Genomic DNA, 23716 nt, shown 5'->3' with positions numbered 1-23716 from the left:
CGCCGTCGCGCGCCTAGCGTGTTCTCACGTCAGGAGCTCGATGAACAGGGGATTCCCATGGCGTGGCGCGGGGCTCGTTCCGCGACGGGGCGGACGATGGTCGGCCGCCCCGCCGAACGCGAGGCGATCGGACAGCTGCTCGAAGCGGTACGCGAGGGACTCAGCGGCGTCCTGGTGCTCGTGGGCGAGGCCGGGATCGGCAAGACGCGGCTGCTGGACCACGCGGCGGCCGAGGCCACCGGTGTTGCGCTGACCCGGCTGGTGGGCGTCGAAGCCGAGAAGCCCCTCGGCTACGGCGCGCTGCACCGGCTCCTGCGGCCACACCTCCACCGCACCGACCAGCTCCCCGCCCGGCAACAGGACGCCCTGAACGGCGCGTTCGGCCTGACCGACGCGCCGCACCCGGACCGGTACCTGGTCGGTCTGGCGACCCTGACCCTGCTGTCCGGCGCGGCGTCGGAGCTGCCGATGCTGTGCCTGATCGACGACGTGCACTGGCTCGACCCCGAGTCGGCCGCGACACTCGCATTCGTCGCCCGGCGGCTGCACGCCGACTCCCTGGGCCTGATCTTCGCCGCCAGGGACGACCTCGGCGACCGGGGGCTGTTCGACGCCCTGCCCTCGCTGCGGGTCGGCGGGCTGCCCGCCACCGACGCCCGGGAGGTGCTGACCCGTGCCGTCGCCGGGCACCTGGACCCGGCCGTCGCGGACCGGATCGTGACCGGCACCGGCGGCAATCCGCTGGCCCTCGGCGAACTGGCCGCGCACCTGGGCGCCGAGCAGCTGGCCGGGGTCGCGCCCCTGCCCGAGCCGCTGCCGGTGAGCAGGCTGCTGGAGGAGCACTTCCGGCAGTCCGTCGCCGCGCTGCCACCGCACACCCGGACGCTGCTCCTCCTCATGGCGGCGGCGCCGACCGACGACCTGGCGGTGGTCCGGCACGCGGCGGGCGCGCTGGGCCTGCCGGCCAGTGCCGCGGCCGCGGCCGTCGAGGCGGGCGTGCTGGAGCACGGGCCCGGCGCCGGGTTCCGGCATCCGCTGATCCGTTCCTCGGTCTACGCGGCGGCCTCGGGGGACGACCGGCGGCGGGTCCATGCCGCCCTCGAAGCGGCCAGCGACCCGGCCCGCGTCCCCGACCGGCGCGCCTGGCACCGCGCCGAGGCGGTCCTCGGCACCGACGACGCGGCCGCCGCGGACCTGGAGGCCGCGTCGGACCGCGCCCGGGCCAGGGGCGGCTACTCCGCCCAGGCGCTGTTCCTGTCCAGGGCGGCCGAACTCACCACCGAACCGGCCAGACGCGCCGAGCGCTACCTCGGCGCGGCCCAGGCCCATCTGGCCTCCGGCGACCACGCCGCCGTGCACCCCCTGCTCGACCTCGCCCTCCCCGCCCTCGACCGGCCCTCCGCCCGCGCCCTCGCGCTGCGGATCCGGGCCTCGGCCGAGCTCTTCGACACCCGCAACGACCGCGTCCCCGCCATGATGCTCGACGCCGTGGCCGAACTCGGCGACGCGGATCCCCGTATGACCCGGGAGCTGCTCTACGAGGCCATGCACGCCGCCGTCATCGCCCAGCACACCATGCACCGCACGACCTTGGCCGAGGTGGCCAAGGCCGTGATCGGCGCCTCCCACGACCAGGACGCCCCGGACTGGAGCCCCGACCGGCTGATCGAGGGCCTGGCCCTGCGTACCGCCTACGGCTACGAGAGCAGCGTCCCGGTGATCCAGGAGGCCCTGGCGAAGCTCCGCGCGTCGGCCGAACTCCACGACATGGCCAGCCCGCTCGCCATCATCGTGGGCCTCGCGGCGGGCGACGTGTGGGACATCGACGCGTACGCCGGGATCGCCGGCCGGCTCGCCGCCGAGAACCGTACCCAGGGAGCGCTGTACAGCCTCACCCTGTCCCTGACGGTCCAGGCGTACACCGAGATCTGGAACGGGCGGCTGACCGCGGCCGACGGTCTCCTCGCCGAGGCCGACGACTACGCCGCGGCCATCGGCCTGGCGACGCAGGGCGATCTCAACAAGGCCCTGCTCTACGCGTGGATGGGCAAGGAGAGCGAGGTGCGCGCCGTCACCGCGACGATGGACGCCGTCGCCGCGGCGTACGGACTCGGCATGCTGCGCCAACTGGCGCTCCACGCCCGGTGCGTTCTCGACCTGGGGACGGCGCGCTACGACGAGGCGCTGCGCCACGCACTGCCCGCCTACGAGGAGGACTTCCCGTCGGAGGGCAACCTCATGCTGCCGCTCCTCGTCGAGGCCGCCGTCCGCGCGGGCGACCGGCCCACGGCGGTCCTGGCGCTCCAGCGGCTCGAACACCGCGCGCGGCTGGCCGGAACGCCGTGGGCGCTGGGGCTGCTGGCCCGCTGCCGGGCCCTGACCGAGGAGGACGCGGAGGCCGAGAGATGGTACCGGGAGTCGATCGAGCTCCTGGGGAGCGTCCCCCTGGCCGCGGAACACGCCCGGTCACGGCTGCTGTTCGGCGAGTGGCTGCGGCGGCGCAAGCGCCGGTCCGAGGCCCGCGACCACCTGCGGGCCGCGTACGAGTCCTTCGACGCCTCGGGCGCGGCCCTGTTCGCCGAACGGGCCCGGATCGAGCTGCTCGCCACCGGTGAGAAGGCACGCCGGCGCGTACCGGAGACCAGGTCCGATCTCACGCCCCAGGAACGGCATGTGGCGCTGCTGGCCGCATCGGGACTGACCAACGCAGAGATCGCCTCCCGGCTGTTCATCACGACCTCGACGGTCGAGTTCCACCTGAACAAGGTGTTCCGCAAGCTCGGCATCACCTCGCGCCGGCGGATCGCCGCCGCGCTCGAAGGGCCGGCGACCGGCTGATCCCCGCCCGGCCGCGGCCGGGCGCAGGTGGACATGCGGCGCTGTCGACCGCATGATCGATTATGTGAGCACGACCAACGGCCCGGCGCGGGCCGACCGGCGTCTCGTCGGGCGCGACGACGAACTGCGATCCCTGTTCGGGCACCTTGACGCGGTCGATTCCGGAGGTCGTGCGATCGGGCTCTTCGGGGAGCCCGGGGTGGGCAAGAGCGCGCTGCAGGCGGAGGTCGTGGAGCACGCGCGAGCCACCGGGTTCACCGTGCTCACCGCGCGGGGCAGCCAGTCCGAGACGCACCTGCCGTTCGCCGGCCTCCATCAACTGCTGCGGCCCCTGCTCTCCCGCGCCGACCGGCTGCCGGCCCTGCAGCGCCACGCCCTGCTCGTCTGCTTCGCCATGAGCGACGCGATCCAGGTGCACCCGTTCTTCGCCTTCCTGGCGGTCCTGGAACTGCTTGTCGACGCGGCGGCGGACAGCCCGGTCCTGGTCTGCCTCGACGACCTCCACTGGATGGACCAGCCGTCGATCGACGCCCTGGCCTTCGTCTGCCGCCGGATCACCGGTGAGCGGGTGATCGTGCTGTGCACGTCGCGGCCCGAGGCCCTGCCGTTCACCGACCCCCACACGATCGAGTGGACGGAACTCGAGGGCATCGACGACGCCGCGTCGGCCGAGTTGCTGGACGGGCGGGCGCCGCAGCTGCCGGCGGCCGTGCGCGAGCGCGTACTGCGGCAGGCGCGCGGCAATCCGCTCGCCCTGGTCGAGTTCGCGGGAGCGCTGGAGTCCGGGCGGTACGCGTGGACCGAGTTCGACGAGGACCTGCCCATGACCACCCGCCTGGAGCGGGCGTTCGCCACACGGGCCGAGCACCTCGACCCGGCCGTCCGCGCCGTCCTGACCGTCGCCGCGGTGGACGACGGCGACGACCTCGGCGACGTCCTCGCCGCGGCGGGCATCCTCCACGGTTCGCCGGTCGACCTCGGCAGGGCGCAACCGGCCTTCGAGCACGGCCTCCTGACCGTGACCGGCGAGCGGTACCGCATCGCCCACCCGCTGGTCGGTTCGGCCCTCCGGCAGGGCATGCCGCCGGCCGCGCGCCGGGAGGCGCACGCCGCGCTCGCGCGCGTCCTCACCGGTCATCCGGACCGCGCGGTGTGGCACCGGGCCTCCGCGGTGTCGGGACGTGACGAACGGATCGCCGCCGAGCTGGAACAGGCCGCCGGGAACGCCCAGCGCCGCGGTGCGATCGCCTCGGCCGCCGCGTGGCTGGAACGGGCTGCCGCCCTGAGCCCGGACCCGCGGTCGCAGGCCGCACGCCTGCTCGGCGCCGCCGAACTCGGCTTCCAGCTCGGCCGGTTCAGCCACGTCGAGCAGATCAAGGCCCAGGTCGCGGGGATGACGCTCCGGCACCGCGACCGGTCGCGGCTGGCGTGGCTCGAGGGCGTCTTCCACGACGGCTCCACGGGGGAACCCGCGGAAGTGCGCCACCTGGTGGCCCTGGCCGAACACGCCACCGGCGAGCAGGACGCCGACCTCGCCATGCAGCTGCTGGTCGGCGCGGCCCGCAGAGTGTGGTGGCGCGATCCCGGTCCGGCGGTGCGGCACGAGATCGTCCGGGCCGCGGAGCAGGTGAACCTGCCGGCCCACGACCCGCGGCTGCTGGCCCTGCACGCGCTGTGCGGCTTCCACGAACGGACGCCGATGGTGGTCGAGCAGCTCGCCCGGTGGCCGGCCGACGCCGACGGGGAGCCGGAACTCGCCGGCCTGCTGGGCATCGCCGCGTTCTGCACCGGCGATTTCCGCCACGCCGTCGGCTTCCTGTCCACCCCCGTCCGGGAACTCCGCGCCCAGGGCCGCATGAGCCTGCTCGCCGAAGCGCTCGCGATACGGGCCTGGGCCGAGGTCTACCTCGGGGTCTTCGACCCGGCGCGCTCCGCCGACGAGGCCGTGCGGCTCGCCGACGAGACCGGCCAGTCGCTGTGGGCCGCGACCGCGCGCATCGCCGTGGCCCTGATCGACGCCGTGCGCGAGGGCTGGGACACCCGCCACGCCTTGCTCTCCGAGGCCGAGCACGTGGCCCTGCGCACCCCGAACGCCGCGTCGTCCCTGCTCGCCGGCGTACAGCTGGCCCGCGGCACCGCCGAGTTGGGCGCGAACCGGCACGAGCAGGCGTACGGCGAACTGCACCGCGTCTTCGAGCCCGCCGACCCCGCGTTCCAGCGGATGCAGCAGGTGTGGACGCTCGGCTACCTGGCCGACGCCGCCGTCCGCACCGATCGGCGGGCCGAGGCGAGAACCGCGCTGGCCTCCATCGAACGGCTCGTGGGCGACGCCCCTCCCACGGGGGCGGCCATCGCCCTGGAGTACACGAGGGCGGTGCTGGCCGACCGCGCGTCGGCCGAGTCGCTGTTCCGGGCCGCCAGGGACGGCGCGGCCTCCCAACTGCCCTGGCACTGCGCCCGTATCGACCTGGCGCACGGCTCGTGGCTGCGCCGGCAGCGACGTGTCCTGGAGTCCCGCGGGCCGCTGCGGGCGGCGCGGTCGGCGTTCGACGCCGTCGGTGCCCGCACCTGGGCGAACCTCGCCGACCAGGAACTGCGGGCGACGGGCGAGCGCGGGTGGCAGCCCACGTCGGACCCGCGCGAACTGCTCTCGCCGCAGGAGACCCAGATCGCCGAGCTGGCCGCGCAGGGCCTGTCCAACCGCGAGATAGGGCAGCGGCTGTTCCTGTCGCACCGCACGGTCAGCTCGCACCTGTACCGCATCTTCCCCAAGCTCGGCATCGCCTCCCGGGGCCAGCTGGCCGCCGCGCTGACCCGCCACGGCGATCAGCCCCCGGCCGGTTGACGCCCGCCGCCCGGCGGCGGGACCGCGCGGTGCCGCGCGGTCCCGCCGTTCACCGCCCACCGGTGCCTGCCGGTCAGTCGGTGGCCCGGGCGGCCGCCTCGACGAGGTCCGCGACGGCTCCCGGGTGGGAGACCGACACGGCGTGCGAGGCGCCCCGTACCGTCACGGTGTGGGAGTGGGCGCGCTGGGCCATGGCCCGCTCGGCGGCCGGCGGGATGGCCTGGTCGGCGTCGGCGACCAGGTACCACGACGGGATGGTCCGCCAGGCTGGCGCGCTGCTGGGCGCGGCCAGCGCGCCCACGGCCACCGGGCGCTGCGCGGCCGCCATCAGGCGGGTCTCGCGGGCCGGCACGTCCGCCGCGAAGACCTTCCGGAAGGCGGCGGGGTCGATGTAGGCGTCCTGGCCGCCGCCGGGGAACGGCCGCACCACCAGGGACGACGGCAGCTGGCTGCCCGGGTACTCGCTCGTGATCCCCAGGGCGCTCTCGCCCTGGTCTGGCGCGAAGGCGGCGATGTAGACCAGGGCCTTGACGTTGGCGTGGCCCGCGGCGGCATCGGTGATGACGGCGCCGCCGTAGGAGTGCCCGACCAGGACGACCGGTCCGGGGATGCTGTCGAGGACGCTGGAGACGTAGGCCGCGTCACCGGCCAGGTCGCGCAGCGGGTTCGCCGCGGCGAGGACGGGGTAGCCCTCGCGCTCCAGCCGGGTCACGACGCCGTTCCAGCTGGAGGAGTCGGCGAAGGCTCCGTGCACCAGGACGACCGTCGGCTTGGCCGTGTGCGCGGCGACGGGTGCCGGGGCGGAGAAGTGCGGCACGGCCTCGGAGCTCGCCGGGACGGCGAGCAGGGCCGCGGCCACCAGCGCGGGGATCAGCACGCTCCGGCGTCGCAGCAGGGTGTTCTTCATGTCAACCTTCCTTGCGTACTCAGTCATTGATGGAGTGTCAGAGCGTGGGCGGCGGCCCGGTGACGCGCAGCTTGAACGCCTCGGCCGAGCCCACGATCGAGCCCAGGTCGAAGGCCGGCGGAATGTCCCGGGCGTCGGTCACCGGCACACCGTTGGACCTGAACCACTCCTCGATGCCGGCCGGGCTGAAGACGACGGCGAGCCGCGCGCCCTCGGAACGGACCAGGTAGCTGTGCGGCACACCGCGCGGGCCGAAGGCGACCTGCCCGGGGGTCAGGTCGTGGCGCTTGTCACCGACAAAGAAGGAGACCTCGCCGTCCAGCACGAACCAGAGCTCTTCCTCGTTCTCGTGCACGTGGTGCGGCGGCGCATGGCCTATCGGGTCGGAGAACTCCATCACGCTCATCGCGTCGCCGGTCGCCCGGCCCGGGAGCAGGATCCTGGCCTGCCCGCCGAGGAACCAGAACGGCTCGGTGTCGGAGGTGGCCTCGAAGCCGGGGAAACTCTTGATCACGATCACTTCTCCAGGTGCGGGGCGGGACGGCCGAGGAAGCCGAGCAGCATGGCGGTCAGTTCCTCGGGGTGTTCTTCGTAGATCCAGTGACCGGAGTTCGCGATGGTCACCCCGGTGACGTCGGAGGCGTACTTCTCCGCCTGCTTGCCCTCGGCGTCGCCGAGGCTGCCGGAGGCGCCGATGGCGAGCACGGGCATCCGCAGCGGGGTCTTCGCGAACTCCTCGTTGTCGTGGATGTCCTGCGGGAAGACGCGGAACCAGGCGAGGCTCGCCTTGAGGTGGGCGGGATCGCGCAGGTAGTGCGCGAACACCCGGATGTCGGCCGGGCTCACCGCTCCCGGGACGCCCTCGAACCCGCCGATGAAGCCGGCGGTCCAGGCGACCTCCCGGCCCCTGATCATGTTCTCCGGCAGGCCGTCGGTCAGGTTGAAGAACCCGAAGTTCCAGACGCCGGGACCCTGTTCGGTCAGCGAGGGGATCGTGTAGATGCCCTTGTCCGGGATCGGCGCCTCGCTGAGGACCAGCTTCCTCACCGTCGCCGGGTACTGCGCGGCGTAGGAGTAGGCGACCATCGTGCCGATGTCGTGACCGACGATCCGCACGTCGCCGGCCTTGCCGAGCGACACCAGCAGCGCGTGCAGCTCGGCGGCCATCGTCTTCTTGTCGTAGCCGGAGGGCGGGGCGTCGCTCTGCCCGGCGCCGGGCAGATCGGGGGCGATGACCGTGTAGTGCTGGGCGAGGGCGGGCATGATGCCGTGCCACTCGTACCAGGTCTGCGGGTAGCCGTGGAGGAGCAGCAACGTCGGCCCGTGGCCGCCGATGACGTAGTGCAGGCCGATGCCGGCGACGCGGGTCTTGTGCTCGCTGAACCCGGCGGGCATCCGCTCGCCGGCGGACGAGGCCGACGCGGGGGCCGCGTTCATGGTGAACGTGGTCACCCCCAGGGCGACGGCCACGGCGAGGGCCGCGCCGGCCAGCCGGCGGTTTCGGGGCAGGTGGAATCTCACTCGGGCTCCAGAATCATCAGAGGGTGTCCGTCATGCCGCCGTCGATGAGGAAGTCGGCGCCGGTGACGTTGCCCGACCGCCGGCCGGCCAGGAACACGACCAGGTCGGCCACTTCGGAGGGCAGCGTGAACCGCCCGGTGACCGCCTCGGCCGCGGCGGTGTCGGCGACGGCGTGCGGATCCAGGCCCAGGCTCGCTCCGACGGTCGCGGCCACCCCGTCCGCACCCCGCCACAGCGCGGTCTCGACCGGCCCCGGGCTCACCGAGTTGACCCGCACGCCCTGCGGACCCACCTGCTTCGACAGGGCCTTGCAGAAGCTGGACAGCGCGGCCTTGGCGGCGCTGTAGTCGATGACCAGCGGATCGGGCAGCCGGGCGTTGACCGAGGAGACGGTGACGATCCGGCCGTCCCCGGTGTCGACGAGATGCGGCAGCGCGCTGCGGGTGGCGCGCACCGCGGCCATGAAGTTGACCGTGAACGTCCAGTCCCAGTCGGCGTCGGTCATGGCCAGGAAGCCCTCGACCCGCGGCCGCACCGCGCCGACGTTGTTCACCAGGACGTCGAGCCCGCCGTGCAGTTCCACCGCGGCGGCCACCAGCGCGGCCGGGCCGTCGGGAGTGGCCAGGTCGACCTCGACGACGGTGAGCTCCGCCCCCTGCTTGATCAGGTCGTCGAGTTCCTCCGTGCGCTTCCTGGTCCCGGCGACGACCCGGGCCCCCGCCCTGAGCAGGCCCTGCGTGATCGCCAGGCCGATGCCCCGGCCGGCGCCGGTGACCACCGCCCGCTGCCCCTCCAGGCCGAGGTCGTGGGAAGGAGCGGTCACCGCGAGCCCTCCAGGCCCTGCCGCCGCAGCCAGGACAGCGCCTCGTCCGCGACCTCGCGCCAGCCGCTGTCGACGGTCAGCGAGTGCCCGCGGTCGGGGAAGGTCATGAAGTCGGTGACGGCCTCGGAGTGCCGGTACTGCTTGAGCGTCGCACGGGTGACGGCCTCGGGGACGGTGTGGTCCTTGCCGCCGGACATCAGCAGCAGCGGGCCGCGCCCGGAGTTCTCGGTGTCGACCTTGGCCGGCGAATGCGGGTTGAAGTTCGCCGCGGCGGCCTCGAACAGCGGCTTGCCCGGCGCGGGAATGGTCCACTGCGCGAACAGGGCGTCCGACTCCTCCTCGCTCACGGCGTTGCCGAACGCGAAGCGGAACTGCTCGGCGCTCAGGGACACCGCGCGGTGCTTGTTCGCCGGGTTCTTGAAGACCGGCAGCGTCGACCGCAGCGCCGACAGCGGCAGCGGCAGGACCCCCTTGATCTGCGCCGCGTCGATCGCCACCGCGGCCGCGGCCAGCTCCTGGCCGAGCAGCTTCTGCGCGATCATGCCGCCGAAGGAGTGCCCGATGAGGATGGGCAGCGTGTCCAGGCCGCGGATGATCGACGCGTAGTGCTCGACGACGTCGTCGATGCCGTGGTCGGCGATGCTCTCGGGGTTCTGCCGCGCCTCCTCCACGGTCTCGGGGTCGCCGGGCCAGCCGGGCGCGGACGGGGCGTAGCCCTCGGCGCCGAACAGGTCGATCCACGGCTGCCAGGACGTGCTGTGCAGCCACAGGCCGTGGATGAAGAGGACGGGTGTGGGGCTGGTCATGGCCGTAGGGCCTTTCTCGCGAGCGGAAACGATGGGTGGGCGGCCCGGTCGGGACCGGGCGGAGGATCAGGAGCGAGGGTCACAGCCGGAGTCGGGGGCCGGCGCCAGGGGCCGGCGCCAGGGGCCGGAGGCAGGGGCCGGCGTTCAGGGGCGGGTGCCGAACGGGCCCAGCGTCCCGGCGTCGATGCGGAAGGACTCGACCAGGGCCGCCGCGTTGTCGAGCGTGAACACGTCCGCGGCCGCGAGGACCCCGGTGTACTTCGCGGCGACCGGTGCGGCGGCCTGCGCCGCCACCGCGTCGAGATAGGTCTTGAAGATCGCCCACGAGTTGCCCAGCGGGCCGTACTTGTCGAAGTAGGGCGTGGGGTCCAGGTTCATGGCGGCCCGGGTGGAGGCTTCGAGGTCGGCCATGTAGGCGCGCTGGAGGTCGCCGTCCGCGCGTACGCCGAGCCGGCCGAGGTGGCCGCCGACCAGGGTCCGCCACGGGTACCCCATGGCGATGTCCTGCGCCCGCAGCCAGGCCGGGATGTCCTGGGAGACCGCGAGGTTCTTGAACGGCACCCAGCCCGGGTACAGGATGTCGACGACCATCAGCGTCCGGTGCTCTGGCGCGTGGATGAAGATGTTGTCCGGGGAGTGGTTCGGGCCGTGGTAGGCCAACTCCAGCCGCTCCCCGCCGACATGCAGCGTGTAGCGGTCCTCGAAGGTGACGGTCGGCGCCGGGCGGTTCGGGTCGGCGGCGCGCAGCAGCAGGCGCCGGCACTCGGCGTGTCCGATGCGCACGACGTCCTTGCCGAAGATCGACGAGGCACCCACGTGGTCGGCGTGCGAGTGCGAGTGGACGAGGTGGGTCACCTTCGCCGGACGGCCGTTGGCCCGGGTCACGTCCGCGATCGCCCGCAGCAGGTTGTGGCCGATGGTCGGAGGGGCGTCGACCAGGACGACGCCGTCCCGGGTACTGAGGAACATCGCCTGGTAGAAGCCGTCGGTCACCCAGTAGAGGTTTCCGTCGATCCGGCCCACGAAGTAGCCCGCGTCGTTGAGTTCCGGCCCGGTCGCGGCGGGCGGGACGGGCGCGAAATCAGGAAGCCCGGGGGTCTCGGCCGCGACGGCGGCCGCGCTCCCCAGAACCCCGCCGGCCAGGGCGGCGGCGGCGGGCAGCGCGGCCGCCGTGCGCAGCAGGGACCGGCGGTTCGCCGCGGCATCCCAGATTGTCGTCTTCAAGACCGGCCTTTCAGGATCAGGCGATCGCGGCGGACGTCTCCCCGGCCGGGCCTGGGCTCGGCCTGGACATCGATGTCAGCGGAGTTCCTCGCGATCATGGGCACGACCTTCAGGACACCACCGGGCCCGGTCTGTTCGAACCGGGGAAAGACCCCTGTCCCGGAACACCCCGGCCGCCCGGCACGGCCTGGGGACCGGCCCCGGTGCGAAGCCGGGGTGCGCCGTGCTGAAGTCCCCTCCGTGGCGCACCCGGAGCGACGGGAGACGGGCGACAACCGGACCGGGTCCCGGGGCCCCACCCCGAGGAGGAGACCAGACCATGCCGCCCACCGGCTCCGCCCTGACGGACCACCGAGGTGAACCGCTGGCGCACGGCCGCACGTCGGTCAACGGCGTCACCCTGCACCATGCGACCGGCGGGACCGGAGAACCGGTGATCCTCCTGCACGGCGTCCCCAAGACGATGTTCTACTGGCGCCGCCTCGTCCCGCTCCTGACACCCCAACACACGGTCGTGGCCGTCGACATCCGCGGCTTCGGCGACTCCGACCGGCCCGTCGGGGGGTACGACACCCGGACGATGGCCGACGACGTCGCCGCGCTCGCGAGCGACTTCGGCTTCGACACGTTCCGCGTGGTGGGCGAGGACTGGGGAGCCAACATCGCCTACGCGACGGCCGCGTTCCACCGCGCACGGGTCACGCAGCTGGTCTTCCAGGAGACCCGCCTCCCGGGCCTCCCGGTCGCGGCGTCCGACCTGCCGGAACAGCCCGACGACCCCCGGAACAACTGGCACCGCGCCTTCTTCGGCCTGCCGCACTACCCGGAGTTCCTGCTCGCCGGGAAGGAACGCGCCTTCTGGACGTACTTCATGAAGCGCACGATGGGGAACCCCGCGGCCGTGTCCGATGCCGACCTGGAAGAACTGATCGGCTGGGTCACGCAGCCCGGCGCGACCCACGCGATCCTCGCGCTGTACCGGTCCACGCAGCTCGACGCGGCGCAGAACCAGCCCCACTACGACGACCCGATCACCTGCCCGGTGCTCGCCGTCGGCGCGCAGTCCTACTTCGGCGACGAGGTCGGACGGCAGATGGGCCAGGTCGCGACGGACGTGCGCAGCGTGGTGATCGGCGGCGCGGGCCACAACATCGCCCTGGAGCAGCCCGCGCGCCTGGCGGACGCGTACCTGGAGTTCTTCGGCACGCGATGACCCGCCGCCGGACCCGGTACCCGGGCGCGATCGCCCCGAGGGGGCAAACGGCCTGGTCCCGGGAGCCGTGCCGCATCCGCTCTCGGGACCGAACCCGAGACCTACGCATGACGAGACCGTGAGGGATCGCGTTACGTGGTGCCGGGCCGTGCTGCCTGGTGCCGTTCTACCTGATCAGAGCACCTGCGGCAGTTTGGCATGCGCTGCCCTGTGTTGCACTGTCCACAGGCATCTGTCCCAAAGGCATCTGTCCACCGGCTGTCCACCGACAAGGCCGCTTAGCCGCCTGCCTCCCACCACCCCATCGCACAGGGGCGGAGCCCGGCATGAGGACGGCTGTCCATTTCCCACAAGGGGCGACCGCGCGGTACGTCACCGTGAGCGCCACAGCCTCCATCCATGACAGAAGCTCCGACAGAAACGATATCTTTCATCGTCGACGACTGGTATCATTTCGCTGGAAGAAGCACCTCCGAGAGGATCACCACATGGCCAGGACCGTCATCGACCTCGATGAAGACATGGTCACCGAGGCCATGCGCATCTTCGGGACCAAAACGAAAGCCAAAGCCGTCCGCCTCGCCATGGAAGACGCCGTCAAGAGACACCTGCGGCAGGAGGGCTTCGACGCCATGGAGGCCGGCGAGTTCGACTTCAGCGAGATCATCGAGAACACCGGGCCCCGTAACGCAGACGGCTCCCTCAAGCACAACGGCGACCGCGACGGAGGCCGGGCCGCCTGATGCAGGATCGCTACCTGATCGACAAGTCCGCCCTCGCCCGCTGGACGAAGCCGAGCGTCAAGGAGGTACTCAAGCCTCTGCACGAGCGCTACCTCCTCGCCGTATGCCAGCCCACCGAGTTCGAGATGATCCACTCCGCCCGGGACAGCTCGGAAGCAACACGGATCAGCACCTGGCTTCACGCCTTCGACTACCTCCGCGCCGACGACCACACCTTCGCCCGCGCCCTCGAGATCCAGCGCCATGCCCTCAACTCAGGCTTCCACCGCGCTCTGTCCCTCCCCGATCTGCTGATCGCCGCCACAGCGGAACTGAACCGGCGAACAGTCCTCCACTACGACGGAGACTTCGACATGATCGCCTCCCTCACCGGCCAGCCCGCCGAATGGGTCGTCCCGCCCGGCAGCGCCGACGGATGACCACCTCGGCCTTCCCCACCCCCGACGATCTGCTGGTATCCCTCATCGAGCAGCCGCTGGAGGCTGGCAGCCGGCCTGCGTCGGCGCGCTTGGCGCCCTGTGCGGCCTGGCTCTGCTCGGATCCCTGCGGGTTCTTGGGCGGGCCCGCCGGGGCAACCTCGTCGAACTGACCCCCGCCGCCTTCTTCTGCGGCCGGTGGATTTCGCCTTCGCCTCCGGGGCAGCAGAAGCCATCTGACGGAGAGTCATGCACATCTGTCCACCGGTCGTCCACCAGAGGTGTTCACGCCGACGCCACCCCTTGCCGGCAGCTGAAAGACCAGGTCAGCGATCCAGGGCGGCTTCGCCGACAGCCGCCAGGCGGGTAGATGGGCCGCCTCACGCCAATCCCGCGGGCAATAGCCGTTGCGGTGGTCGACGCGTTCGTCGCTGACCTGCCCGGATTCGGCGTTGCAGAGGGCATCGGCCTCCGCGGACATGAGCGCGTCGGCGAAGGGTCTTGACCATCGCGCGCAGCAGATCGGGACTCGCCGCAGCGAGGTTCTCCTCGGTCAGGACGTGCCGGACGGCCTGTCACGGAGACCCTAAAGCCGCGGGCGGTCCTTGTTCCCGGGCTGATCTGCGGCACGGCGCGGCCATTCTGATGCTGGCAGCCGACATCGACATCAAGATCGTGTCGGACACCCTCGGGCACAGCGACACCCGGGCCACTCGGGACATCTACCAGAGCGTCCTGCCCCAGGTCGGCAAGAGCGCCGCCGAGGCCACGGGGAAACTGGTCCTCTCCGCCGAAAGTCCGAGGCCGAGGAGGTGGCGTGCAAGGCCGCGGAGAAGGAGAAGGCCAAGCAGGCCCGGCGAGGGCAAGAAGAAGGCCACGCGTCGAACGCCCAAGAAGTAGGCCCTTGAGCCCCTCCGCTCACGCATCGCTCAGCCAAGCAAGCTCACGGCATCCTGCCCGCGCATCCAGCCACGCCCGAGCAACAGCAAACCCCAGGTCAGAGGCAAATGTGACCTGGGGTTTCATGATGAGCCGCCTTCGGGATTCGAACCCGAGACCTACGCATTACGAGCTCGCCAGTGCGTGCCCCTGGACTTCCCTCGCGATCCCCGTCTTACATGTCTATGCAGGTCAGGGGCAGTAAGGCTTGGGCAGCGACGAAGATCATTCACGGGGTTTCACCCTCCTTCCGGCCACACCTGGGCCACACCGAGGGCCGTTTGTGAGCTCCGCCGGCCACACCTGGGCGAGACTCCAGCTCAGTGCCGGGCAGGAAAGGCTCTCCAGCGCATCGCCTTTTCGACGGCAAGAGGCCCTACCCCGCCTGGGGGTAGGGCCTCTTGGCCGTCTGTGCAGGCCGCTGTCGGCCGCTGGCTCACAGGCTAGCCGTTCGGGCTGAGCTGCGGGACCAGTCCGTACAGGACGCTAGGGCGGATCTCCGGCCAGCCGACGTAGCCGCAGTTACGCCGGGCAAAGCACCTACTTGCAGGCTGGGCTTACGGACTCACAGGAGCCAGGGGCTGCCGGGGTCGTCGGCGGTGCAGCGGCGCTGGACGCGGCACCGCGGGAGGCCGCAGCCAGCACAGACCGAAGGCGTCTCGGTACGGACTCAGCGTTCACACTCGACGGCGGCGCTCTCAAGCGACAGAACTGTGTGCTCTGGGCGCAACGGTCATGGAGGGTCACGTTCGGTTTGTCGTTCCGGTGGACCACGGCCCGGTTCGCGTCGTCATTATCGGCAGGAAAGTAGTGGTCACGCTGGTCAAGCGTTGCAGCCGTGCAACCTGATCACTAGGACGCCCTCTGGTCCGCAGATCGCGAGATCACCGTTGACGCCGACAAGGTCGCGCACTTCGAAATTCAAGGGGATGACCGATGTGGCGCCTATATCCAAATCCCAAGCCCGCACTGTGCGATCGTTGCCAACGGTGGCAAGGAGGGTACGGCCGTCCGGCGCGACGAACGCCGCCACCGCAAGCACCCGGCCAACGTGGCCGGTCAGGGGCTTTCCGACTGCGGTACCGGCCAACGGGTCCCACACCCGCACAGCGCCGTTGCCTGCGGTGGCCAGCAGGGGCCGGCCATCGGGCGCGACGAACGCCGCCATCGCCCACACCCAGTCCGTGGGGACGTCCAAGGGCTGGCCTACTGCAGTACCGGCCAACGGGTCCCACACCCGCACCGTACGATCGTTGCCTGCGGTGGCAAGCAAGGTACGGCCATCGGGCGCGACGAACGCCGCCATCGCCCACACTCGGCCGGTGTGGCCGGTCAGGGACTTTCCGACTGCGGTACCGACCAACGGGTCCCACACCCGCACCGCGTGGCCGTCGTCGGCAGTGGCAAGCAGGGTACGGCCATCCGACGCGACGAACGCCGCCACCGCAAGTATCCGGCCGGTGTGGCCGGTCAGGGGCTTTCCGACTGCGGTACCGGCCAACGGGTCCCACACCCGCACCGCGTGGCCGTCGTCGGCAGTGGCAAGCAGGGTACGGCGATCGGGCGCGAGGAACGTGGCCATAGCCCGCACCGACCCGGTGTGGCCGGTCGGGAGCTCACCGGCAGGCCTGCCGGCCAGCGGATCCCATACCCGCACCGTCTCGTCGCTGCTGGCGGTGGCAAGCAGGGTACGGCCATCGGGCGCGACAAACGTGGTTAGGGCTCGCATCTGGTCGGTGTGGCCGGTCAGGGGATCGCCGACGGGAGTGCCAGCCAGCGGGTCCCACACCCGCACCGTGCGGTCGCTGCCGACGGTGGCCAGCAGGGGCCGGCCGTTCCGCGCGGCAAACGCTGCCACCGCTTGGACTGCCCCGGTGTGGCCGGTGAGGGGTTGGCCGATCGCGTTACCGACCAACGGGTCCCACACCCGCACCGTGCGGCGCTCGCCGGCCGTGGCAAGCAAGGTACTGCCGTCCAACGCAACGAACGCCGCCACCGCGAGCATCCGGCCGACGTGGCCGGTTGGCACCTCACCCACCCCGGTACCGGCCAACGGGTCCCACACCCGCACCGTGCGGCCGTCGCCAACGGTGGCCAGCAGGGGCCGGCCGTCCCGCGCGGCAAACGCTGCCACCGCCCGGACCGCCCCGGTGTGGCCCGCGAGGGGCTGGCCGACCGCGGTACCGACCAACGGGTCCCACACCCGCACCGTCTCATCGTTGCCGGCGGTGGCGAGCAAGGTACGGCCGTCCGGCGCGACGAACGCCGTCACCGCAAAGACCCGGCCGGTGTGGCCGGCGAGAGGCCAACCGACCGCGGTACCGGCCAACGGGTCCCACACCCGCACCGTCTCATCGTCACCGCCAGTCGCAAGCAAGGTACGACCGTCCGGCGCGACGAACGCCGTCACCGCCCGGACCGGCCGAGTGTGGCCGGTCAGGGGCTGCCCGACCGCCGTACCGGCCAACGGGTCCCACACCCGCACCGTCTCATCGTCACCGCCAGTCGCAAGCAAGGTACGACCGTCCGGCGCGACGAACGCCGTCACAGCGCTGACCGGGCCGGTGTGCCCGCGCAGCGTCAGATGCGTCGGCTTGGTCCTGAGTGATGCCCATGTGACCGACCAGGCGGGAAGGCTGTCCTGTGACGCCGCCTGTGGTCGATGGAAAGCTCCTGCGACTTGTGCGGTGGCGACTTCCCTCAAGCCGCGGCGTTCGCTGGGGCGGCTCGTGGCGGCCAAGTGCTGTGAGGCCACTGCGCCCGCGATGGCTTGGGGAAGTGTGATGCGCCCAAAGGCGTGTGTCATGACCTGGCTGGTGATGCTCGTGGAGTCAAGGCGGTCCAGTACACGAGGGTGCTGTGCAAGGTCTTGCCACGCGGGGAGTCGACCTTGACCCGCGTGGGCGGGGAGGTGCTGGACGATGTACGGATTGAGGTCGGTTTCGGGTAGACGGAGGTCTGCGTCCGCGGTCAAGGCTGCGGTGATCTGCTGGTGGAGGCGTTTGTGCTCCTGCCCGCCCTGTGCGAAGTGTTCGGTGAAAGTGCGGTGGGCGAGGCGGTAGACGGTCTGCTCGGTTTCGGTGTCGAGCATCAGATAGGGCGCGGCCTCTGCAGTCAGGTCGCTGATCGCCTTGTCCGTGATGGCCATGTCCTGGCCAGCAAGGGCTACGGCGATCGTCGACCAGATCCCATCTCGGACCGGAAGTCCGCGTCCTTGCGTGAGTGCCAGGGCGTGGAGCAGTGGCCGGAAGGCCGGATTGCGCGCTGAGAGCCGCTGGACTGCGCGGGCGAAGAGCTGCTGGTGGCTGCTGTTGCGCAGCGGGGTCGGGTCCTGGAGAAACCGCAGGTCGTGGATGATCTCGTGCACGGCGAGGCGCGCATGGAGAAACTCGTGGCCGCTGTGGCCAAGGTCGGCTGCGGCCTCCTCGATCTGTGTGGGTGACGCCGTGAGCTTGCCGAGTTGGACAGCACGCTGCAGTCTGCGTCGGATGTAACGGACCATTGCGTGCGCGTCCCGTTCGACGCTCACCACTGCGTGTGGGGGCTCAGTGGCGGTGCGGTTCACAACCAGGGTGTCGAGCAGATCGCTGTCGGCAGGTTGTGGAAGGTCAGGGCCTTCCTTGGTGGAGCGGCGCGTTCCGACCACCACGCGCGTACTGGGGAGTTCGGCGAGGCGGCGGATGATCTGGTCGCCGATCACGAGCGGGGTGTGGGCCTCGTCGAGTGCGTCGAGCAGCACAGTGAAGGGCTGAGCTTGCTGACGCAGTTCGCCCAGCAGCCAGTCGATCTGCTCGTTCAGTGGCCGGTCGCGCGGTGTGTCGTGGAGTTGGGCTGCTTGCGCTAGTCGTGCGATCAGCTCCTGGGCCGTGGTGCCGGTCAGGTGAATGACGGCGTCGAAGGGGTCGCTTGGGCTAGGGGTGCCGATTGGTAGTGGGCTGAGGTGGCCGCTGCGGAGCAGGACGCTGCTCAGGTCGGGACGGGTGTGGAGCAGGATGTGTCCCAGGAGTGCGGATTTACCGGAGCCTGCGGCCCCGGTGACCACAAGCATTCCGCCGGTGGTGGTGTCGAGCCAGCGGAGGACGGTGTCTCGCTCTTGCTCGCGGCCCTCGAAGTACCAGGCGAGTTCCCCAAGCTCGGCACCGGTTGCCTTGGGGAGGAAGTGGTTTTGCTCGTCGGGGGGGAGTTGGTCGATGACTGCTTGGATTTCGGCGAGCATGTCGAGCGTGGTGGTGACCGCTCCGGCCGCTGCTGGGACGGCCCGGTGGAGCAGGGCCCGTCCGGTGTCGGTGTGGGGCAGAACTGGACAGCCGTGGAGGTTGCGGTTGAGCTCGTCGCCCAGGGCCCGCAGGTCGATGGTGATGTCCGCGGCGAAGGTGGTCCCCAAGACGGTGTGCAGGGCACGCCGGAAGACGCCGAGGTTCGCGTTTCCGTCCTGGGAGGTGGCGACGAGCAAGAAGTTGCGCGGGCCGTTGGTCTTCAAGTGGGCGTGGGCGCTAAGGAGTTCGATGAAGCGTCCTGACTTGCACGCGTCGATGACGACGATGGCCCAGGTGTCTTCTGCGTCCGGGTGGTTCTGCCGGGCCGTAAGGAAGGTGAGGAATTCCTGAGGGGAGATGCCGCTGTGGACCAGTGGGCGGGGGCTGCCGGTGTGGGCGAGGAGGGCGGTCTCACCGTCGCTCTCGCCGTGACCGACCCAGTACAGGAAGGTGTTGCCGGTGCTGGAGGGATGGGCCCATTCGCCCAATCGTTGCTGAACGGCGTCGGCTGTACGTTCACTGCCTGCCACCTGCCATGGCCGTTGGCTGGGGGCGAAGGGGGCGAGTACGGCGGCGACTGCCTCGACTTCTTCGGCGGTGGGTAGGGGTGGGTGGTGCCGGTAGTCGCCGATGTCGACGGGAAAAAATTCCAGCGACGGTGGTGGGGATGTCGGCGGCATCGGTCGGCCTCAGTCAACGTCCTCTGGCGCGATGGCCAGGACGAGCTGGGTGACTGCCGCGCTGCCGCCGCTTTCCAGGCCCACCCGGTACAGGCCTGCGTCCGGGAGAGTGACCTGGGCGGCCAGTCCGCCGTCGCGGCCCGATAGGCGTGGCCGGGCGATTGCCCTTCCGGTCGCGGCGTCCACCACGTGGCAGATCACGCCGGCCGGTGAGGTGGTGCCGGTCACGTGCAGGGTCCATGCCTGCCCTGCCGGCACTCCTTCTTCGGGCAGGACCAGGCCTAGCTCGCCGGCTCCCATCGGGGGGCCGAGGTGTTCGTCGTGCTCGGTCAGTACCGCGTGCACGTACCGCAGTGCCGTGCTGTGCTTGGCGAGGGCCCCGTGCTGGACGGGCAGGTAGGTCATGGAGGCGGGTGTGCCGATGGAGGCTGAGTCGCGGTAGACAGTCCCGTCACCTGCCCGGTCGTGCCTCTCCGGCACGCCGTCGGCATTCCGCCTGAGCTCTCCGTCGGCGTACGCGCGGAACGCCTCGTAGCGGGCTCGGACGATGCCGTTCTCGATGCGCAGGCTTTGGACGGTGGGCTGGGCCACGCCTACAACGGCCCGGTGTCCGGGAAGTGCGGGGGCGGTTGTACGCATCCGCGTCTGGAACTCTTGGGCCCGCGCGGCAAGTTCCTTGCTGCCGCCGATCGCCCCGACGGTCTCGGGCGAGAGCCGCGCGACTTCCAGGCCTTCGTCGAGACAGCGGTAATCGGGAAGTAGGTCGTGGACGCCCGGCAGTGTCGCTGCCAGGGCCTGCATCCGGCGCGGTGGCAGAGTCGGCGTGGGATTGGCGCGGTCGCCGTTCAGAATGATCGCCGTCTTGGCGGCCCCGAGAAATGGCGTGCCCAAGGTGACGACCGCGCGCGTGTCGGGGATGAGGTCTTGTTCGCCTGCGAGGGCCGCACGGGTGACCAGGCCGCCCATGGAGTGCGCGACGAAGACCAGGCGCGGCGCGCGGTCCTCGCACAGGGCCCTCAGGTCGGCGTTTTCCTCGACCTGGGCACGCCATTGCTCCAGATGCTGTCGGGCTGCTGCGGCCAGCAGGGCTCCGTTGTGCTCGACCGGCAGGCGCCAGTCGTAGGGGAAGGCGCGTACCGCTTCCGGGGCCGCGGCGGCCTCCTCGACGGTCCACACTAGGTCCGCGTACGGCTCGATGCCCAGGAGGAAGGGCGCCCAGGCAGGCTTGGCCAGCAGGCAGGTGGCGCGAACCCGGTCGGTGTGGCCGTCCAGCTCCTCAGGTGTGACGTGAAGGTGTTTTAGACCGTCTCCCCGCCGCCACGCCCGCTCCAGCAATCGGACGCTCAGTCCCCACAACAGGTCGCCGGTCTCTGCGTCGCGCAGCTCACTACCCATGATGCCGGGCACGACAACGACCGCGTCCTGGGTCACATCTGGCCTCACCGACGGCTGCGGACGCCACACGCGTCCCGCCTCCGATTGCGCGTTTCCGCTCCCCCAAGTACCCATGAACAACGACAATATCGGCCATGAGTATGACGGGGGAGGCTAATGCCGCGACTCGAAACGGCGCCGAGCCGGTCGATGACACAGCGGAGCCGCATGCTAACGGTGACGAGATCCGCCGGCGGCTGCTGACACTGGCGGTGCAGGACTACGACGACGGCGACCTGGACTTCCGTAACGGGGTCGAGGAGCAGCTGAACGTGTTGCGCGACTGGTGGTGCGATCCCGCCCTGGCCGAACGGCGCTTCACAACCGAGCACGCGTCGTCCGTCATGGACCGCCGTGACGTGGAGGACTTCTTGCACGCGAGCGGACTGCGCGAAGCATCGGAGTCCGACGCGGTGATCCTCTACGTCGCAGGGCATGGCCTGAGCGGCCGCGCCGGGAGCCATTTCCTGGAACTGCCGAGAACCGACCCCGCACGTCCGCTCGCTACCGGGTACCGCACCTCAGACCTGATCGCAGCGGCTCTGGACTCGCACGCCCGCCACGTCCTGGTCATCGTCAACACCTGCTACTCAAGCGGTGTCGACATCGAGCTCGCCGAACTCGCTCGGGACCTTCATCCCGACCGGCTCCGGGGCGGCACACTGGCCGTCTTGGCCACCACGGATGTCCACGAGACCGTAGGCGTCAGGGAGCTGAGCGTCTTGCTACAGCGGGTGTACACGCAACTGCGTACCACCGCAGGCATCACCAGCGCCCACCTGAGCATCGAGGAGTTCCTGGAAGAGCTCCACCGCGCCACTGCCCCGCACTCCCGATCCCCACTGCGCGCCCCGAAGCAGTTGCTACCTGTCACCGGGGCCGGGCAACCGCATCTGTGCCTGCCTAATCCTGGCTATCGGCCACCTGACAGCCTGGTCGCCCGCCAGCGCCGTCAGGTCGCGGTGTCGCGACAGGAGATGGATTACTGGATCTCTCGGGCTAGCGGCAGAACCGGGCGTTCGGACAGCGGCTGGTACTTCTCCGGCAGGCAGCCGCTCACGCGCGCTGTCGCATCGTTCCTGAATGACGGCCCACCGCGCGGGCACAGCCCCTCCCTGATCGTGACTGGTACGGCTGGCAGCGGGAAGTCTGCCGTCATCGCCCGTGCCGTCACTCTCAGCGACCCGTCCTTTCGGGCCGACCCCAACTACGCTGCCGCATTCGACACTGCTCCTCTCGAAACGGTCCCACGGCCGGGCTCCGTCGACGTCGCAGTCTTGGGCCGCCAGCGCGGGCCCGAGGAGATCCTCGCCCTTCTCCTCGAAGGAATCGGACACGCACCGCTGCCCGCGACCCCGGGCGAGGACCGCACAGCTGTCCTGCGCACCGCTTTGCTCACCGCCATCGACGAACGCGAACAACCTGCCACCCTTGTCATCGACGGGCTCGACGAGGCCGAAGCCCCCTACGTGCTGGTCAACCAGGTCATCGCCCCACTGGCACAGTCGTCAGCGGCTGCGAACGTCCGTCTCCTCATCGGCGTCCGCAGCCCTCTCCACACACCCGGCACTTCCACCGATACACCCGGAGCCCACTACGACAACGAGACGGATGCAGGCCTGCTCAACTACCTCCAGCGCGCTCTGACGAGCCGGACAGGCCCGCCCCTCCAGCTGCGCACCGACGGGCCCGAGACGCTCGCAGACATCACCGCCTACCTGGAAGCACTCCTGAGCGGCGCAGCTGACGAAAGTCTCGTCCCTCTCAAAGTTGCTCAGTTCATCACCGACCGCATCCCGGCGATCTCCTTCCTTGATGCCCGCATCGCTGGCCAGCAGGTGCGCGACTCCGACTTCCCCCAGCACCTGCTCGACGATCCGCTATGGCAGAAGTCCCTGGGACAGGGCCTGATCGGACTGCTCGGCCAGGACCTGCGGGGACTGCGGTCACCCAACCTGCCCCCGCACGTCGCCTTGGCACTGCTGCGCGCCGCAGCCTTCGCCCAAGGCGCCGGAATCCCCTGGGGCGGCATCTGGCCCGCCATCGCGGAAGCGGTGCTCGACCAGCCGATCGCTAACGCGGACCGGGCGATCCACAGCCTGCTCACCGGCCGCCTGGCCGGTTACCTGGCCCAAGATTCCGAAGACGGACGAACGGTTTACCGGCCGGTCCACGAACGCCTTGCCGAGGTCCTACGCGACCAGCCCCACCGCCTACGCACCTCGCACGGAGGGCAGCAATGACCCAGCCGATTCCTCCGAGCGACGAGCAGACCGAAGTCCACCGACGGATCGCCGCCCGCCTCGCCAAACTGGCCAGCAGTGATCCCGACGTCCCACCGCACTCCTACGTCCGACGCCACCTCACTCGACACGCTGAACTGGGGGCAGTACTGAACGACCATCACGTACCGACCGCCTTTCTCCCCTGGGAGACCAGCGGCAGCGTACGGGGACGACTCGGCCTCCCCGTCATCGATCAGCCGGAACAACGTGGGCTGGCAGCCTGGGCCCGCATCGAACCGTTCTTGGGCGACGCTGACCTTCCCTCGCGCGCCTCGAGCCACCAACTCGCACTGGCAGCTGGCACAGCTTCGGCAGATCAGCCCGTCGAGGCCGTGTCGAATTCCCGACTCCGGCCCCGGCTCACCCGTTGGCAGAGTCCGGGGAACGTCGTAGGCGATGCGCAGTCGCTCCAATTCGCCATGGCGGTCTTCCCCGGCCCTGGCGGCCGCACGCTGCTCGCCAGCGCTGGCGACGACTGCACGGTGCGGGTGTGGGATCCACTGGCCGGCACCCCGATCGGCGAACCCCTGACCGGCCACGCCGACTGGGTGTGGGCGGTGGCGGCATTCACCGCACCCGACGGACGCACCCTCCTCGCCACCGCCAGCAGCGACTGCACGGTGAGACTGTGGGATCCGCTGGCCGGGGCCCCAGTCGGCGAACCCCTGACGGGCCACATCGGCGGGGTGCTTGCGGTGGCGACATTCACCGCACCCGACGGACGCACCCTCCTCGCCACCGGCGGCGACGACCGCACGGTGCGGATCTGGGATCCACTGGCCGGCT

Annotated in this window: 16 protein-coding genes; 8 read left to right on the top strand and 8 right to left on the bottom strand. The window is 70.9% G+C overall.

The window, feature by feature from the left end; translation table 11 throughout:
- The first annotated feature begins 57 nt into the window (after nt 1-57).
- Together ACIP64_RS28195 and ACIP64_RS28190 are read left to right on the top strand one after the other, a co-directional pair.
- Entirely contained in the window at nt 58-2838 is a 2781-nt protein-coding gene (locus ACIP64_RS28195; RefSeq protein ID WP_401592035.1) for an AAA family ATPase, read from the top strand.
- A gap of 64 nt (nt 2839-2902) precedes the next feature.
- On the top strand, nt 2903-5683 hold the full coding sequence (locus ACIP64_RS28190; RefSeq protein WP_401592033.1) for an ATP-binding protein: 2781 nt from the start codon (nt 2903-2905) through the stop codon (nt 5681-5683).
- Nucleotides 5684-5756: 73 nt separating this feature from the next.
- Here the strand turns inward: ACIP64_RS28190 and ACIP64_RS28185 are convergent, their stop codons facing one another.
- From ACIP64_RS28185 to ACIP64_RS28160, 6 genes are all read right to left on the bottom strand, one after another.
- Entirely contained in the window at nt 5757-6590 is an 834-nt protein-coding gene (locus ACIP64_RS28185; protein WP_401592031.1) for an alpha/beta fold hydrolase, read from the bottom strand.
- 37 nt (nt 6591-6627) lie between these two features.
- Nucleotides 6628-7104, bottom strand: coding sequence for a cupin domain-containing protein (locus ACIP64_RS28180; RefSeq protein WP_401592029.1), 477 nt, complete (start codon nt 7102-7104; stop codon nt 6628-6630).
- Nucleotides 7105-7106: 2 nt separating this feature from the next.
- On the bottom strand, nt 7107-8111 hold the full coding sequence (locus ACIP64_RS28175) for an alpha/beta fold hydrolase (protein WP_401592027.1): 1005 nt from the start codon (nt 8109-8111) through the stop codon (nt 7107-7109).
- 16 nt (nt 8112-8127) lie between these two features.
- Nucleotides 8128-8934, bottom strand: coding sequence for an SDR family NAD(P)-dependent oxidoreductase (locus ACIP64_RS28170; protein ID WP_401592025.1), 807 nt, complete (start codon nt 8932-8934; stop codon nt 8128-8130).
- A complete protein-coding gene (locus ACIP64_RS28165) occupies nt 8931-9740 on the bottom strand; it encodes an alpha/beta hydrolase (RefSeq protein ID WP_401592023.1) in 810 nt (269 codons plus the stop codon). The genes ACIP64_RS28170 and ACIP64_RS28165 overlap by 4 nt, the downstream gene beginning before the upstream one ends.
- A gap of 144 nt (nt 9741-9884) precedes the next feature.
- The gene (locus ACIP64_RS28160) at nt 9885-10964 is read right to left on the bottom strand and encodes an MBL fold metallo-hydrolase (protein ID WP_401592021.1); all 1080 of its coding nucleotides are present in this window, start codon (nt 10962-10964) and stop codon (nt 9885-9887) included.
- 319 nt (nt 10965-11283) lie between these two features.
- On the opposite strand from ACIP64_RS28160, the gene ACIP64_RS28155 reads away from it, so the two are divergent.
- The 4 genes from ACIP64_RS28155 (at nt 11284) to ACIP64_RS28140 (ending at nt 14236) form a co-directional block, all read left to right on the top strand.
- Nucleotides 11284-12177: an alpha/beta fold hydrolase gene (locus ACIP64_RS28155; RefSeq protein ID WP_401592019.1), complete on the top strand. Its 894-nt coding sequence runs from the start codon at nt 11284-11286 to the stop codon at nt 12175-12177.
- 488 nt (nt 12178-12665) lie between these two features.
- Nucleotides 12666-12920, top strand: a complete 255-nt coding sequence (locus ACIP64_RS28150) for a type II toxin-antitoxin system VapB family antitoxin (RefSeq protein ID WP_360900680.1) — start codon at nt 12666-12668, stop codon at nt 12918-12920.
- Complete coding sequence (locus ACIP64_RS28145; RefSeq protein ID WP_360900677.1) at nt 12920-13339, top strand: PIN domain nuclease; 420 nt, start codon at nt 12920-12922, stop codon at nt 13337-13339. The genes ACIP64_RS28150 and ACIP64_RS28145 overlap by 1 nt, the downstream gene beginning before the upstream one ends.
- A gap of 642 nt (nt 13340-13981) precedes the next feature.
- Nucleotides 13982-14236, top strand: coding sequence for an integrase (locus tag ACIP64_RS28140; protein ID WP_401592017.1), 255 nt, complete (start codon nt 13982-13984; stop codon nt 14234-14236).
- An 862-nt stretch (nt 14237-15098) separates the two neighbouring features.
- Here the strand turns inward: ACIP64_RS28140 and ACIP64_RS28135 are convergent.
- Together ACIP64_RS28135 and ACIP64_RS28130 are read right to left on the bottom strand one after the other, a co-directional pair.
- Entirely contained in the window at nt 15099-19211 is a 4113-nt protein-coding gene (locus ACIP64_RS28135; RefSeq protein WP_401592015.1) for an NACHT and WD repeat domain-containing protein, read from the bottom strand.
- Between the two features lie 9 nt (nt 19212-19220).
- The gene (locus ACIP64_RS28130; RefSeq protein WP_401592013.1) at nt 19221-20642 is read right to left on the bottom strand and encodes a hypothetical protein; all 1422 of its coding nucleotides are present in this window, start codon (nt 20640-20642) and stop codon (nt 19221-19223) included.
- A gap of 98 nt (nt 20643-20740) precedes the next feature.
- Between ACIP64_RS28130 and ACIP64_RS28125 the strand changes: the two genes are divergently transcribed.
- Nucleotides 20741-22888, top strand: a complete 2148-nt coding sequence (locus tag ACIP64_RS28125) for an AAA family ATPase (RefSeq protein ID WP_401592011.1) — start codon at nt 20741-20743, stop codon at nt 22886-22888.
- Nucleotides 22885-23716: WD40 repeat domain-containing protein (locus tag ACIP64_RS28120; protein WP_401592009.1), on the top strand; the 832-nt coding region annotated here is incomplete at its 3' end. The genes ACIP64_RS28125 and ACIP64_RS28120, both read left to right, overlap by 4 nt.

This window comes from Streptomyces sp. NPDC088733, assembly GCF_044751185.1.
Classification (GTDB): Bacteria; Actinomycetota; Actinomycetes; order Streptomycetales; family Streptomycetaceae; genus Actinacidiphila.
This window is presented reverse-complemented; position numbering and strand designations above follow the sequence as displayed.